General features: G+C 72.8%; 11 protein-coding genes. 6 read left to right on the top strand and 5 right to left on the bottom strand.

Annotated elements, in window-relative coordinates; genetic code table 11:
• Positions 1 to 196: 196 nt before the first annotated feature.
• Entirely contained in the window at positions 197 to 913 is a 717-nt protein-coding gene (fabG, locus tag ACG83_RS16475; RefSeq protein ID WP_054567047.1) for a 3-oxoacyl-ACP reductase FabG, read from the bottom strand.
• 96 nt (positions 914 to 1,009) lie between these two features.
• Here fabG and ACG83_RS16470 point away from each other — a divergent pair, with 96 nt between their 5' ends.
• The 3 genes from ACG83_RS16470 (at position 1,010) to ACG83_RS16460 (ending at position 5,258) form a co-directional block, all read left to right on the top strand.
• Positions 1,010 to 1,318 carry a DUF167 domain-containing protein gene (locus ACG83_RS16470; RefSeq protein WP_054567046.1) on the top strand — a complete coding sequence of 103 codons (309 nt, stop codon included), beginning with the start codon at positions 1,010 to 1,012 and terminating at the stop codon, positions 1,316 to 1,318.
• A gap of 30 nt (positions 1,319 to 1,348) precedes the next feature.
• Entirely contained in the window at positions 1,349 to 4,264 is a 2,916-nt protein-coding gene (locus ACG83_RS16465) for a hypothetical protein (protein WP_054567045.1), read from the top strand.
• A 268-nt stretch (positions 4,265 to 4,532) separates the two neighbouring features.
• Positions 4,533 to 5,258: a DUF5701 family protein gene (locus tag ACG83_RS16460; RefSeq protein WP_054567044.1), complete on the top strand. Its 726-nt coding sequence runs from the start codon at positions 4,533 to 4,535 to the stop codon at positions 5,256 to 5,258.
• Positions 5,259 to 5,411: 153 nt separating this feature from the next.
• Here ACG83_RS16460 and fabI read toward each other — a convergent pair whose 3' ends face one another.
• From fabI to ACG83_RS16445, 3 genes are all read right to left on the bottom strand, one after another.
• Positions 5,412 to 6,185, bottom strand: a complete 774-nt coding sequence (gene fabI / locus ACG83_RS16455) for an enoyl-ACP reductase FabI (RefSeq protein ID WP_006539242.1) — start codon at positions 6,183 to 6,185, stop codon at positions 5,412 to 5,414.
• Positions 6,186 to 6,253: 68 nt separating this feature from the next.
• Positions 6,254 to 7,468 (bottom strand): cation:proton antiporter, encoded by a 1,215-nt coding sequence (locus tag ACG83_RS16450; protein WP_054567043.1) that lies wholly within the window; start codon positions 7,466 to 7,468, stop codon positions 6,254 to 6,256.
• Between the two features lie 23 nt (positions 7,469 to 7,491).
• Positions 7,492 to 7,974, bottom strand: coding sequence for a cation:proton antiporter regulatory subunit (locus ACG83_RS16445; RefSeq protein ID WP_006539240.1), 483 nt, complete (start codon positions 7,972 to 7,974; stop codon positions 7,492 to 7,494).
• A 439-nt stretch (positions 7,975 to 8,413) separates the two neighbouring features.
• Between ACG83_RS16445 and ACG83_RS16440 the strand changes: the two genes are divergently transcribed.
• Entirely contained in the window at positions 8,414 to 8,944 is a 531-nt protein-coding gene (locus ACG83_RS16440) for a PGPGW domain-containing protein (RefSeq protein ID WP_054567042.1), read from the top strand.
• Here ACG83_RS16440 and ACG83_RS16435 read toward each other — a convergent pair.
• Positions 8,938 to 9,339, bottom strand: a complete 402-nt coding sequence (locus ACG83_RS16435) for a hypothetical protein (protein WP_054567041.1) — start codon at positions 9,337 to 9,339, stop codon at positions 8,938 to 8,940. The two genes, ACG83_RS16440 and ACG83_RS16435, sit on opposite strands and share 7 nt — an antisense overlap.
• Positions 9,340 to 9,551: 212 nt before the next feature.
• On the opposite strand from ACG83_RS16435, the gene ACG83_RS16430 reads away from it, so the two are divergent.
• Positions 9,552 to 11,441, top strand: coding sequence for a glycoside hydrolase family 15 protein (locus tag ACG83_RS16430; RefSeq protein ID WP_054567040.1), 1,890 nt, complete (start codon positions 9,552 to 9,554; stop codon positions 11,439 to 11,441).
• A 296-nt stretch (positions 11,442 to 11,737) separates the two neighbouring features.
• Complete coding sequence (gene lhgO, locus ACG83_RS16425) at positions 11,738 to 13,021, top strand: L-2-hydroxyglutarate oxidase (RefSeq protein ID WP_054567039.1); 1,284 nt, start codon at positions 11,738 to 11,740, stop codon at positions 13,019 to 13,021.
• The last annotated feature ends 36 nt before the right edge of the window (positions 13,022 to 13,057 follow it).

The following is a 13,057-nucleotide window of genomic DNA, read 5'->3' as shown; positions in this document are numbered from 1 at the left end:
CCGGCCCGTCGACGACCGCGCGGGGCCGGGGTCGACCGGATGCTCGGCCGTTCGGCCGCCCTGGGCAGCCTGGCCGGCCTGGCCGGCCTGGCCGGCCTGGCCGGCCCATGGTGGCCAGCCAACCGGTGGAACGCCGCGGGGCGGTGAAAGGCGCCGGGCCGCGGAAGGGTCCGGGTGGTGGAAGGTGCGGAAGGGGTCAGTGGCCCATGCCCGCGCCGCCGTCGACCGGGAGCACCGCACCGTTGATGTAGGCGGCGCCGGGTGAGGCGAGGAACACCACCGCCGCGGCGACCTCCGCCGGCTCGCCCATCCGCTTGGCGGGGGTGGCGGAAACGAGGTACTCACGCTGGGCGTCCGTCAGCGCATCGGTCATGTCGGTGCGAATCGGGCCGGGAGCGATCACGTTGGAGGTGATCCCACGCCCGCCGAGCTCGCGCGCCAGCGACCGCGCGAAGCCGACCAGACCGGCCTTGGAAGCGGCGTAGTTCGACTGCCCGGGACCGCCCGAAAGCCCCACCACCGACGAGACGAAGATCAGCCGGCCGGAGCGCTTGCGGATCATGGAGCGGGAGGCGCGCTTGGCCACCCGGTAGGCGCCGAGCAGGTTGGTGTCGACGACGTCCTGGAAGGCCTCCTCGGACATCATCGGCAGCAGCGTGTCACGCACCATGCCCGCGTTCGAGACGAGGATCTCGACGGGCCCGAGCTCCGCCTCGATCTCGGCGAAGGCCTTGTCGACACTGTCCGCGCTCGTGACGTCGAGCCGAACGCCGAACATCCCGGCCGGCGCCTCGCCACCGCGGCTGGCCACCGCGACCCGGTCGCCCGACGCGGCGAGCGCCGCCGCGCAGGCCGCCCCGATCCCGCGGTTACCGCCGGTCACCAGTGCCACTCGACCTTCGTTCTCGACCATGGGCCGGATCGTAACCGTCAGGCGGGAAGCAGGCGGCAGGTGGCGCCGGTGACACTCGCCCGCCCTCTGCACAGACGCGTCAGGGACGATAGCCGGGTGCACGTTGCCATCCGGGTTCGTCCCGCCTCCGACCGGACCGCTGTGGGGCCGGTGACCACCGACCCGATCCACGGCCAGCTGCTGGTCGTACGGGTACGGGAACCCGCGGTCGAGGGGCGTGCGAACGAGGCCGCCCTGCGCGCGATCGCGCAGGCGCTGGGGGTGCGGCGAGCCGATGTGACGCTGAGCCGCTCGATCGGGAGGGTCAAGTTCGTGGCCGTGGACGCGCCGGACGACATCGTCGCCGCGAGAGTCGCGGAACTCGCGCAACATTCCACTCCGCCTGCACGTCTGGACTCCCGGTAGTTCGTCGACGCGATGGGACGCAGACGTGGATTGCGCAGGACGGACGTCCGGGCCGGGGAGCACGGGTACGGCTACGGCGGGCGTGACGAGGTGACACTCGGCGCGGAGGGTTCACCGCGGCCCGCCGGCGCTGTCGACGACGAGACCGGGCCCCGCCGCGTCGCCGTTCCCGGGAACGGCGACGTCCCCGGGAACGAGGCCGCCGCCGGGAGCAGGCCCGAATCGAGGCCGGAATCCAGGCCCGAAACCGTTCCCGGGAGTGGGGCCGCCGCCGGAACCGGGGCATTAGGCGTTCCCGGAGGAATGCCGGGAGGCGTTCGGGAAACCGGGGCCGGTGGCGCAGGCGGGGCCCACGCGGTCGACGGCGGCTCCGGCGGCGACCTGGTGCGGCCCGATGATCCGTCCGGTGCAGCGGAGATCGTTCCTGGGCCTCCCGGTGGTGTACTCGACCTGGGGGCCCTGGCCGCCATCGAGGAGCGCCTGCGAGCGCTTACCGCGGCTGGCATCGACCACGCGGTCGCGACCGGCTCACGCGGGCCACGCGGAGCCGACGCCGACCGGGCGATGGGCGCGGCCGCCGCCACGATCGCCACGGCGCTGTGGTTCGACACCCTCCGGGTCGAGGACAGGGTTTCCGCCACACCGCATGCCGGGCCCCTGCTCGGCGCCGTCCACCAGGTGCTGCGGGGCGCCACGGTCGACAGCACAGCCAGCACCCACAGCACAGGCGTTGCAGGCGGTGCCGACAGCGCAGGCGGCGCGGCCGGTACGGCGCCCCCTGCCATGCCCACGGCGGCGAGGAAGTCACCACGAGCGACCGGCGTCGGCAACATCGGGCCGAACGGGACGATCTGGTCGGCACTGGCCGGCCGCTTCGCCGGTCAGCGTTTCGACCGGGCCCCACAGGGACGACAGATCTGCCTGATCGACTTCGCGGAGCTGCGTGACCCCGCGGTCTGGGAGGCGATCGCCGACGAACGGATCTCCCACCTGGGCGAGCTGTTCTGGGTGGTTCTCGTCACCGGCGCCCCGACCGCCGGCATCGGCGGCGGCGCCGGATTCGCCGAGCCGACCGCGCCGGCCGGCGGAGTCGGGACACCCGCGCGCGCGGCACGGATGTTCGAGGCGGCCGGCTGGCAGGTGCTGACGCTGCGGTACGGCCGCCGGCTCAGCGCGCTCTTCCGCGCCCCGGGTGGTGCGGCGCTGCGTGCCCGCCTCGACGCGATGCCGCCCGGCGAGTACCTTTCGCTGCTTCTCCTCGAGGGTGCCGAGCTGCGGCGCCGGCTCGCCGGGCCGGGGGCCGGTGGCGTCGGGGTGAGCCGCCTGCTCGACGCACTCAGCGACGAGGAGATCCTGTCGGCGCTTCGTGACCTCGGTGGCCATGACCTGCCTCTGATCATCGACGCCTTCGACGAGGTCGCCGCCGACCGCCCCACCGTGCTCTTCGCCTTCACCGGCCCGTTGCCGAGCCCGGCGCGACCGCCGGCCCCGCAATCCGTCCAGGACGCGCAACCCGTCCAGGACGCGCCGCCCGCCTGGGAGGCGCAGCCCGCCTGGGACTCGCAGCCCTCCCCGGCGCCGGACACGCGGCCGTCGTGGGACGCGCAGTCCTCCGCGCCGCATCCCGGCGACGCGCCGGTGGGACCGGGCCGTGAGCTGGTCCCGGGACCGGGTCGCCGGCCGGTCGTGGCGCTGCCCCCAGCCTCACCGGGTGGTCGCCTCGCCCGGCACGTGGCGGCGTACCTCGACCGCGTTCCACCGGCCCTCGCCACCCCCGCGACGCTGCCGGTCGACACCGGACGTCCCTTTCTGGGGCACCGGTCGACCCAGGAGGTCTTCGGCGCCACGCTGCGGGACCTGCCGGCGCTGGCACCGGAGGCCGCCGCGGCGGTGGTGACGGTCTCGACCCGCGAGGCCGACCACGTCCTGACCGGCTGGATCGACGCGACAGCCGAGAACGGCGAGGAGAACGGTGCGAACCGGGCCTCGCCGGTCCTGCGCGGCACGACCGACCCCGGCGGCGCGGGTGGCGCGGGTGGCGGGCGCCATGTCGCCGGTGGGCTGTCGGCCACGGCGTTCGGCGGTGTGCTGGCCTCCCTCGGTGTCGCCTGGAGCAGGCTCGGCCTGCCGCTGCTGCCGATCGGTGTGGCCGACGAGATGGCGGCCCCGCGGGTGCTGCCAGGCTGGTCGACCAGCAGCGCCGGTGACGGGCGATCGTTGCTGGCCGTCGCGGACACCGGAGTGGACCCGGTCCGGCCGGGCGGCTGGCGCCACGGCCTGGTCGGCGTCGAGGGCATCACCTGCTGGGAACCGGCGTTCGCTCAGGATCTGGTCTGGTGCCTGTTGGAGGCCCTGGGTCGGCTCGGGCGTGTCGACGGCGCGTCCAGCCTGGTCCGGCTCAGCGCACGGGTGGTGGACCAGCGCCTGGCCGGCCTGTCCACCGACCCCACGGCCTGGTGGCGGCGGCGCGCCGGTGTGCTGGCCGGCGGCTACCGGCTGCGCGACGGGGAGCCGGCGGCTCCGCTGACCCTGGTCGGGATGGGCGCTGTGATGCCGGAGGTGCTCCGGGCCGCGGACGAGCTCAGCGCGGGCCTGCGCCGGGAGATCGGCGTGGTCTGCGTGACCTCGCCCGACCTGCTGTTCGACGCGCTCTCGGCCCGGCGAGGTCTGGCGGACGCCGACGACGCGATCCTCACCGAGCTGTTCCCACCCGGCCGGCGTGGCCCGCTGCTGACGGTCGTCGACGGTGACCCCAGGGTGCTGGGCTTCCTGGCCGGCGTACACGGGGAGCACATCACGACGCTCGGCTCGGCCAGGCCGGTGGCGTATCCGGCACCGTCGCCCGGTTTCCCCGGTGGCTCACCCGCCGGCGGCCGGGTTCCGGTGGACACGGCGACGATCGTGGGAGCGGCCCTCGACCTGATCGACGAGGCCGCCACCGGCTGACCGCGCCACCAGCTGACCACGCCGCCCGACACGACCAGGCCGCCCCGGCGCGGCCGGGCCCGCCCGCCCGCCGCGACCGGGCCGTGTTTCCGACACAGCATGCAGCGGCGCCACCCCTTTCCGTGGCTGCCCATCCCGACAACCGCCGGAACCCCCTGGGAACACTCGGCGTTGTGGGTGGGACGTCCGGTCACCGACCCGGGTTCCACGCCGGTGACCGGCGTCTCACACCGCCACAGATCGTCCAGGGAAACCGAGGGGATGCCGCATGCCGAGCCGCGCTGCGACGTTGAGCACCGCCGCGCGAAGCGCCTCGTTCGATCCGGGCACGGACGGATCCGCCGCCTGGGCCGATCCGCTCGACCAGGCGTTCAACAGGCAGGTAGCGGGACTGGTGCGGTTGGGATACCCGGCACTGGCCGGCCTGGAGGCCACGGACTTCGAGGCGCTCTGCGAGCCGCTGCGGACCGTGGCCCACGCCGCCATGCCCGGCCCCTACCGCCCCGCGACCCGTTCCTGGGTTCCGTTCGTCCTGGTCGTGTCGGAGGAGCTCGTCCGGGCCGAGGACATCGTGCCGTTGCTCACCCTCTCCGGCCGGGCCGACGCCGGGACCGTGGACCGCAACCACGGTGAGGGAGGACTCGCGCCCTACCGACCACTGCCGATCCTCAACCTGCCGCGTTCGGACGTCTATCTGCTGACCGACGTCGAACGCGGTGAGGAGTTCCGCGGGATCCGACCCGCGGACGCGCTGCCCGCCGTGCTGGAGCGCAGGCGCACACCGCTGACGATCCACGAGGGCATCGCCCTGGTCACCCATTTCCCGGAGGTGCTGGAGAAGAACAACTGCTTCATGCTCTCCGGATCACGCCGGGGGGACCGGAGGGTGCCGGCGATGTGGATCTCGGGGCGGGCACCGAAGCTGGGCTGGTGCTGGGAGGGCAACCCCCACACCTGGCTGGGGACGGCCTCCGCCGCCGCCCGGCACGCCTGACCACTGCCCGCATCGGAACACCCGCGCGGACCTGATCCGACTCGGCCCGCCCGACCTGCTCAGCCCACCTGATCTACTCGGCCCATCTGATCTACTCGGCCCGTCCACCCGTGCCGGCCGCGGCACGGGTGGACGCACGGGTGGACGGCCCGGTCACACCCCCACGGCGTGGAAGCCACCGTCGACGTGCACGATCTCACCGGTGGTCGCGGGGAACCAGTCCGACAGGAGCGCGACGCAGGCCTGCGCGGCCGGCGTCGTGTCCTGGATGTCCCAGCCGAGCGGCGCGCGGGTGCCCCAGACCTCCTCGAACTGGCCGAAGCCGGGGATGCTCTTCGCCGCCATGGTGCGCAGCGGGCCGGCCGAGACCAGGTTGACCCGGACCCCGCGCGGGCCGAGGTCACGCGCCAGATAGCGGGTGGCGGAGGCGAGTCCGGCCTTCGCGACACCCATCCAGTCATACGAGGGCCAGGCGACGGTGGCGTCGAAGTCCAGGCCGACGATGCTGGCCCGCTCACCGAACAGCGGCAGGGTCGCCCGGGTCAGCGACGCGATCGACCAGGTGGACACCTGCAGGGCGGTTCCGACCTCGGACCAGGCCGCCTCGACGAACGGCTTCCCACCCAGGACGGACTCCGGTGCGAACCCGATCGCGTGCAGCACGCCGTCGAGCCCGTCGACGTGTTCGAGGACCTTGGCGGAGAGCCCGGCCAGGTGCTCCTCGTCGGTCACGTCGAGCTCGATGACGGGAGCCTCGACGGGCAGGCGGCGCGCGATGCGGCGGGTGAGCGACAGGCCGCGGCCGAAACCGGTGAGCACCACCGAGGCGCCCTGTTCCTGGGCGATGCGGGCGACACTGAACGCGATCGACGCCTCGGTCAGGACACCGGTGACGAGAACGCGCTTGCCTTCGAGAAGTCCGCTCATGGAACGTCATCCTGCCAAACATCGCGGGCGGTTCCCGCCACCGGGGCGAAGTTGCGCCGCCGATTTCCTCAGACGTCGCCGGTGACGGTGGGTCCCGACGACCGCCGTGTCTGTGACCAGCGGCGGAAGGTCCGCACGGTCGGTTCCACGAACCGGGCCGCGAGCGGGCCGAGGACCGCCATCAACAGCACATAACAGGCCGCCAGCGGGCCGAGCTTCGCGTTCACCCCGGCGGCGACGGCGAGACCGGCGATGACGATCGAGAACTCACCCCGGGCGACGAGCGCCGCCCCGGCCCGGTAGCGGCCCATCGACGCGATGCCGGCGCGCCGCGCCGCCCACCAGCCGGTGGCCACCTTGGTGATCACGCCGGACACGGCGAGCAGCGACGCGGCGGGCAGCGCCGGCGGGATCTGCGCCGGGTCGGTCTGCAGGCCGAAGACGACGAAGAAGACCGCGGCGAACAGGTCACGCAGCGGTGTCAGCACCTCCCTCGCACCCACGGCGACCGGCCCGGACAGCGCGATACCCACCAGGAACGCGCCGACCGCGGCCGAGACCTGCATCCGCTGGGCGACCCCGGCCACGAACATGGTCAGGCCCAGTGACCGCAGCAGCAGCACCTCGTCGTTGCGGTCGGACCGCGCGCTGTAGACCAGCAGGGTCACCTTCTCGCTGTGCCGCAGCGCGATGTACAGGACGGCGACGAGCGCTCCGAGCGCCACCGCGACGGTCAGCGAGCCGCGGGCGAGCGTGTGATGGGCCAGCAGCGCGGTGAGCACCGGCAGGTAGGCGGCCATGGCCAGGTCCTCCAGCACCAGTACCGAGAGCACCACCGGCGTCTCCCGGTTACCGATGCGGCCGAGGTCTCCCAGCACCTTGGCGATGATCCCGGACGACGAGATCGCGGTCACCCCGCCCATGACCACCGCGGCCAGCGGCCCCCAGCCGAGCACGAGTGCCGCGACCACACCGGGCACGGCGTTGACCGTCAGGTCGAGCACCCCGGCGGAGGCCTGTCTGCGCAGGCCGTACAGCAGTTCCTCGGCGGTGTACTCCAGCCCGAGGGTGAGCAGCAGCAGGATGACGCCGAGCTCGGCGCCGATCTCGATGAACTCCTCGCTCGCGCCCAGCGGCAGCAGGCCGCCGTGCCCGAAGGCCAGGCCGGCGACGAGGTAGAGCGGGATCGGCGAGACGCTGAAGCGCGACGCGAGGTGACCCAGCACTCCGAGCACGAACAGGACGGCGCCCAGCTCCAGGAAGGTCGTCGCGGTGTCGTGCACGGGTCTGCGGTCGCTCCCTTCGGTCAGCCCTCGCGTAGCAGTCGGCCGACGGCCGTGGTGTTCTCCGGGGTGCCGACGACGACCACCACGTCCCCCACGCTGAACCGGAAGTCCGGGCGCGGGGAGGCGAGCACCTGGTGGTCCCGGACGACGGCGACGATGGACGCACCGGTCCGGGTGCGTGCCTGGGTGTCGCCCAGGAGGCGGTTGGCGTACGGCGAGCCGGCGAGGATCTGGATCTGGTCACCGACGAGCCCGGCGAACGCCCGCGAGATGTCCGCGAGCTTCTCCACGATGTGCGGGGCGCCGAGCAGCTCGGAGAGAACGTCTCCCTCCTCCGCGGTGAGCGTGATCGACTCGCGGGATGCGTCCGGGTCCTCGGCATCGTAGATGACCAGGTCACGACGCCCGTCATGGCGAGTCACGACACCGAGCCGGCGCCCCGATCGGGTACTGAAGTCGTGCCGCAGCCCGATTCCCGGCAGCGGGGTCTCCTCGACGTCCACTCATTTCCTCCGTCAGCACTGACGCCCGTGCTCCGGGTGCACCCGATGCCCGGGGCGATGTTCGGCCCCCGCTCCACCGTCGCGCGGGCGTCCACCACCTTCAAGGCATCCACGACACCGGTGACATCACGGGCACCCCTGCATGAGTGACGCAGACACCATGCCCGTGAGTTCCACCCGCCGTCAGATTAGCCCGGTGGGTCCGGCGAACCGGGTTGGCGGACCCACCGGACACAACGCCGCAGTCGCACGACCGACAACCCGTGCGACCGAATCCACTCCCCGCCAGGGGGCGCCATCGCGCACACTCCAGGGAGGACAACCCGGCAACCAGCCAGGATGCGGGAACGCCGCACGCGGGACGAGCCGTTGATCCGGGGAGCCCGCGCACGCGGGCGTGAGACACAGGCCCACCACTCGGGCCGAAGGGGACGACATCGTGCTCAATCGAAGCGGCCGGCTGATCCGGCGGATCGTCCTGACGGTGGTCGGTCTGGCGGTTCTCGGGCTCGGTGTGGCGATGCTCGCGCTGCCCGGCCCCGGCTTCCTCATCATCGCCCTCGGCTTCTTCATCCTCAGCCTCGAGTACGAATGGGCCCGGCACCGGTTCGAGCAGGCGCGCCAGAAGGCGGCCGACCTGGCGGACCAGGCCGCCGCCAACGCGCTGTCCAGCGCCTTCACCATCGTGTTCGGGCTCGGCATGATCGCCGCGGGGGTCGCCTGGATCGCCGTCGACACGCTGCCCGCCTCGTCGCCCTGGTCGGGCGGCAGCCTGATCTTCTCCGGCCTGGTGGTGCTGGCGACCATGATCGTGAGCCTCTGGCAGGCCAGGCAGGCCCGGGAGGCCGGGCTGCCCACCCCCGCCGAGCTGCTCGACCAGCGTGAGCGGGAACGAGAGCAGGCCGAGCACGAGACCAGGCCCGGCCACGAGCACGGCCACGAGCCGGCCGGCGAGCGGGCCGGCTACTGACCCTGCGTGAACTCGCTCATACCCGTCACCTTCGGCTGCGCCTGCACACAGCGGTAGATCGCCGCGCGGTCCACCGAGGAGGCCTGCGAGATGTCATAGCGCAGCGGATAGACCCGGCTGGTCGCGAGACCGTTCCTGTCCGGTGGCTCCTGGATCGCCTTGCCCACCGTCGGGCAGGCGGCCCGCACGGCCTCCTTCTCCGCGGTGGTCGCCTCCGGGTCGAAGACGACGACCGCCTCCACCTGCGGCGGCGGGCCGGCCACGATGGCGTAGACACCGAAGGCCACCAGGCCAGCGGTTGCCAGCGCCCCCAGCACCACCGCCGTTCGGCGGCGCGGGTCCGCCAGATAGTCCAGCGTCTGGCGAATCCAGGTCGGACGGGAGGTCGTCGTCATCAGGCGGTTCCTGTCACCACGGGGCACGAATTCTGGTCCGGTGAAGTCTCTCGGTGACGGACACCGGTACCCCCAACGTAAACCGTGCGCGGGGTCCGTAAGGTGAACGACCTTGTGCGGCGTAGCACTGGCAGCCAGTTCCCCCCACCTGGCGTAACCCGCTCACGACCGTCAGACGACCGAGGTACCGACCCGAGCTAGGAGAACAAGCCGTGCCATCCCTGATCGAGGATTACGCGCTGATAGGAGACACACATTCGGCGGCGCTGGTCTCGCGCGACGGCTCGATCGACTGGCTGTGCCTGCCTCGGTTCGACTCACCGGCCTGCTTCGCGGCGCTGCTCGGTGACAACGAGTCCGGCCACTGGCGGATCGCGCCGACCGAGCCGGTGCTGGGGATCAGCCGTCGCTACCGGGGCGACACGCTGGTGCTGGAGACCGACATGACGACGGCGTCGGGCACGGTCCGCATCGTCGACGCCATGTTCCCCCGGGCGGGCGCGCACGTCGTCCTGCGCCTGGTGGAGTGCCTGGAGGGCACCGTCCGGATGCGTTCGGAGACGCGTTTCCGGTTCGACTACGGCTCGATCGTGCCCTGGGTGCGCCGGCTCGACGAGCACTCCGTCGCCGCCATCGCCGGGCCCGACTCGGTGACACTGTGGACCACCGCCCCGATGGAGGGGCACGACATGGCCACCTACGCCGAGTTCAGCGTGTCGGCGGGGCAGTCCGTCCCGTTCTCGCTGACCTGGCGGCCCTCGCACGAACCGGCGCCCGCGCCGCAGGACATCCGGCGGATGATCAGTCAGACCGAGGCCTGGTGGTCGGACTGGATGGCCGGCTGCACCTACGACGGCCAGTGGCAGCCCGCCGTGCGCCGGTCGCTGATCACGCTCAAGGCGCTCACCTACGCGCCCACCGGGGGAATCGTCGCCGCGGTCACCACGTCGCTGCCCGAGCACATCGGCGGCGTCCGCAACTGGGACTACCGCTACTGCTGGCTGCGCGACGCCACGATCACCCTGCTCGCGCTGCTCGACGCCGGGTTCACCAGCGAGGCGACCGCCTGGCGGGAATGGCTGCTGCGGGCGGTGGCCGGCGATCCGTCGCGGGTGCAGATCATGTACGGGGTCGCGGGCGAGCGCCGGCTGCCCGAGTACGAGGTCCCGTGGCTGCCGGGCTACGAGAACTCCTCCCCCGTGCGGGTGGGCAACGCCGCCGTCGACCAGTTCCAGCTGGACGTCTACGGGGAGGTCCTGGACGCCCTGCACGTGGCCCGGATGGCGGTCGCCAACCGCCGGCCGGGTTCCGCCCGGGACCTGTTCCTCTCCGGGATCCACTCACCCGAGGACGACGGCCGGGACGACTCCTGGCAGCTGCAGACCAAGCTCATGGACTTCCTCGAGACCGGCTGGCGCAAGACCGACGAGGGCATCTGGGAGGTGCGGGGGCCCCGCCGGCACTTCGTCCACTCGAAGATCATGGCCTGGGTCGCCGCCGACCGCGCGGTGCGGGGGATCATCGAGTCGGGACTGCCCGGGCCGGTCGACCGCTGGTCCGCGCTGCGCGACGAGATCCACCACGAGGTGTGCGCGCGCGGCTTCGACAGCGACCGCAACACCTTCACCCAGTACTACGGCTCGAAGGAGCTCGACGCCGCGCTGCTCTACATGTCGCTGGTCGGCTTCCTGCCGGCGACCGACCCGCGGGTCGTCGGCACCGTCGCGGCGATCGAGCGCGAGCTGATGGAGGACGGGTTCGTGATGCGCTACCCGACCGCCGAGGACGGTGCCGTGGACGGCCTGCCCGCCGGCGAGGGGGCCTTCCTCGCCTGCACCTTCTGGCTCGCCGACAACTACGCCCTGTCCGGCCGGGTGCACGAGGCCCAGGAACTGTTCGAGCGCCTGCTGTCGCTGCGCAACGACGTCGGGCTGCTCGCCGAGGAGTACGACCCGAAGCTCGGGCGCATGACGGGCAACTTCCCCCAGGCGTTCAGCCACGTCCCGCTGGTCAACACCGCACGGACGCTCACCGAGGCGCTGCGCGGTCGGCCCCGCTCCCGCGCCGACCGCGCGCACCCGCCGGGCCACTTCTTCGGCTGAGCCTTCTCCGTCGTCGGCTCGGACCCCCGGCGTGCCTGGGGTGGGCCGTGAGACGAAAAAGCCGCACGGAGGCGGCAGCCGGGGACGGTCACGCAGGGTGCACCGGGATACTGGACCGAGGTCGGGCCCAGCCCCGGGCACTCGGGGCACCGGTGCCCCGAGTGGTGGCAAACCCGAGTGGTGGCAAAGCAGTGGCCGCGGCCGCGACATGGCAGTGGCAAGAGCAGTGGCAAGAGCAGTGGCAGTGGCAAGAGCAGTGGCAGTGGCAGTGAGTGGGACGAGTGGAGGCGGCACGGGTGGCGGAGCGGATCGCGGTCATCGGCGGCGGGATCCTGGGCCTGGCAGTTGCCCGCCGGCTCGGGCAGGTCGTGCCCGGATCGACGGTCACCGTGTTCGAGAAGGAGCACGACGTCGCCCAGCACCAGACCGGGCGAAACAGCGGCGTCGTGCACGCCGGCCTGTACTACAAGCCGGGCTCGCTCAAGGCGACGCTGTGCCGGCGCGGGGTGGGGATGCTTCGCGAGTACTGCGAGTCCCGCGGCATCCGCTACGACGAGTGCGGCAAGGTCGTGGTCGCCGTCGACGACAGCGAGCTCGACCGGCTCGCGGACATCGCCGGGCGCGCGGAGGCGAACGGTGTGCCCGACACCCGCATGCTGGACGCGGCCGAGCTGCGCGCGATCGAGCCGCATGCCCGGGGCGTCGCCGCGCTGCACTCCCCCACCACCGCGATCGTCGACTACCCGGCCGTCGCGCGGGCCCTGCGCGCGGACATCGTCGACGCCGGTGGCACGGTCCGCACCGGTGCGGAGGTGATCGGCGTCGACGACGGCGCGGCCGGTGTGCGGCTGCGGGTGCGGGTCCGGGGCAAGGCATCGATCAGGCCGAACGGCACCCGGCACACGGCCACCAACGACAACGGCCTGGTGGAGACGGTCTCCGAGTCGGTCGGGCCGTTCGACCTGCTGATCTCGTGCGCGGGCCTGCACTCGGACGAGGTCGCCGCGCTCACCGGCGAGGACAGCTCGCCGCGGATCATTCCCTTCCGGGGTGACTACTGGCTGCTGCGGCCCGAGCGCCGTGGTCTGGTGCGTGGCCTGATCTACCCGGTGCCCGATCCGCGCTACCCGTTCCTGGGCATCCACCTGACCAAGCGGGTGGACGGGGAGATCCTGGTCGGCCCGAACGCCGTCCTCGCCACCGCCCGGGAGGGCTACACCCTGGGCACCTTCGACCGGGGCGACCTGCGCCAGACCCTGGCGTGGCCGGGCTTCCAGAAGATGGCGCGGACGCACTGGCGCACCGGCGCCAAGGAGATGCTGCGCACCGCGAGCAAGCGGGCGTTCGTCGCCGAAGCACGGCGGTATGTGCCCGAGCTGCGGTCCGCCGACGTGGTGCGCGGGCCGGCCGGCGTCCGCGCCCAGGCGGTCGCGCGGGACGGCAGCCTCGTCGACGACTTCGTGCTCGCGGTGCGCGGGCGCGTCGTCCACGTGCGCAACGCGCCGTCACCGGGCGCCACCGCGTCGCTGGCCATCGCCGAGCACATCGTCGCCGACGCCGTCCCCGAGCGCGCCTCCTGATGCTTCTCCCTGCCTGACGTCAGCCCTTCGGGCGTC

This window comes from Frankia sp. R43, assembly GCF_001306465.1.
GTDB lineage: Bacteria > Actinomycetota > Actinomycetes > Frankiales > Frankiaceae > Parafrankia > Parafrankia irregularis.
This window is presented reverse-complemented; position numbering and strand designations above follow the sequence as displayed.

What these genes read in the sequence shown, in the direction of transcription:
- fabG (WP_054567047.1), bottom strand. Translation starts at nt 913, where the DNA reads ATGGTCGAGAACGAAGGTCGAGTGGCACTGGTGACCGGCGGTAACCGC.
- ACG83_RS16460 (WP_054567044.1), top strand. Translation starts at nt 4,533, where the DNA reads ATGCCGAGCCGCGCTGCGACGTTGAGCACCGCCGCGCGAAGCGCCTCG.
- fabI (WP_006539242.1), bottom strand. Translation starts at nt 6,185, where the DNA reads ATGAGCGGACTTCTCGAAGGCAAGCGCGTTCTCGTCACCGGTGTCCTG.
- ACG83_RS16435 (WP_054567041.1), bottom strand. Translation starts at nt 9,339, where the DNA reads ATGACGACGACCTCCCGTCCGACCTGGATTCGCCAGACGCTGGACTAT.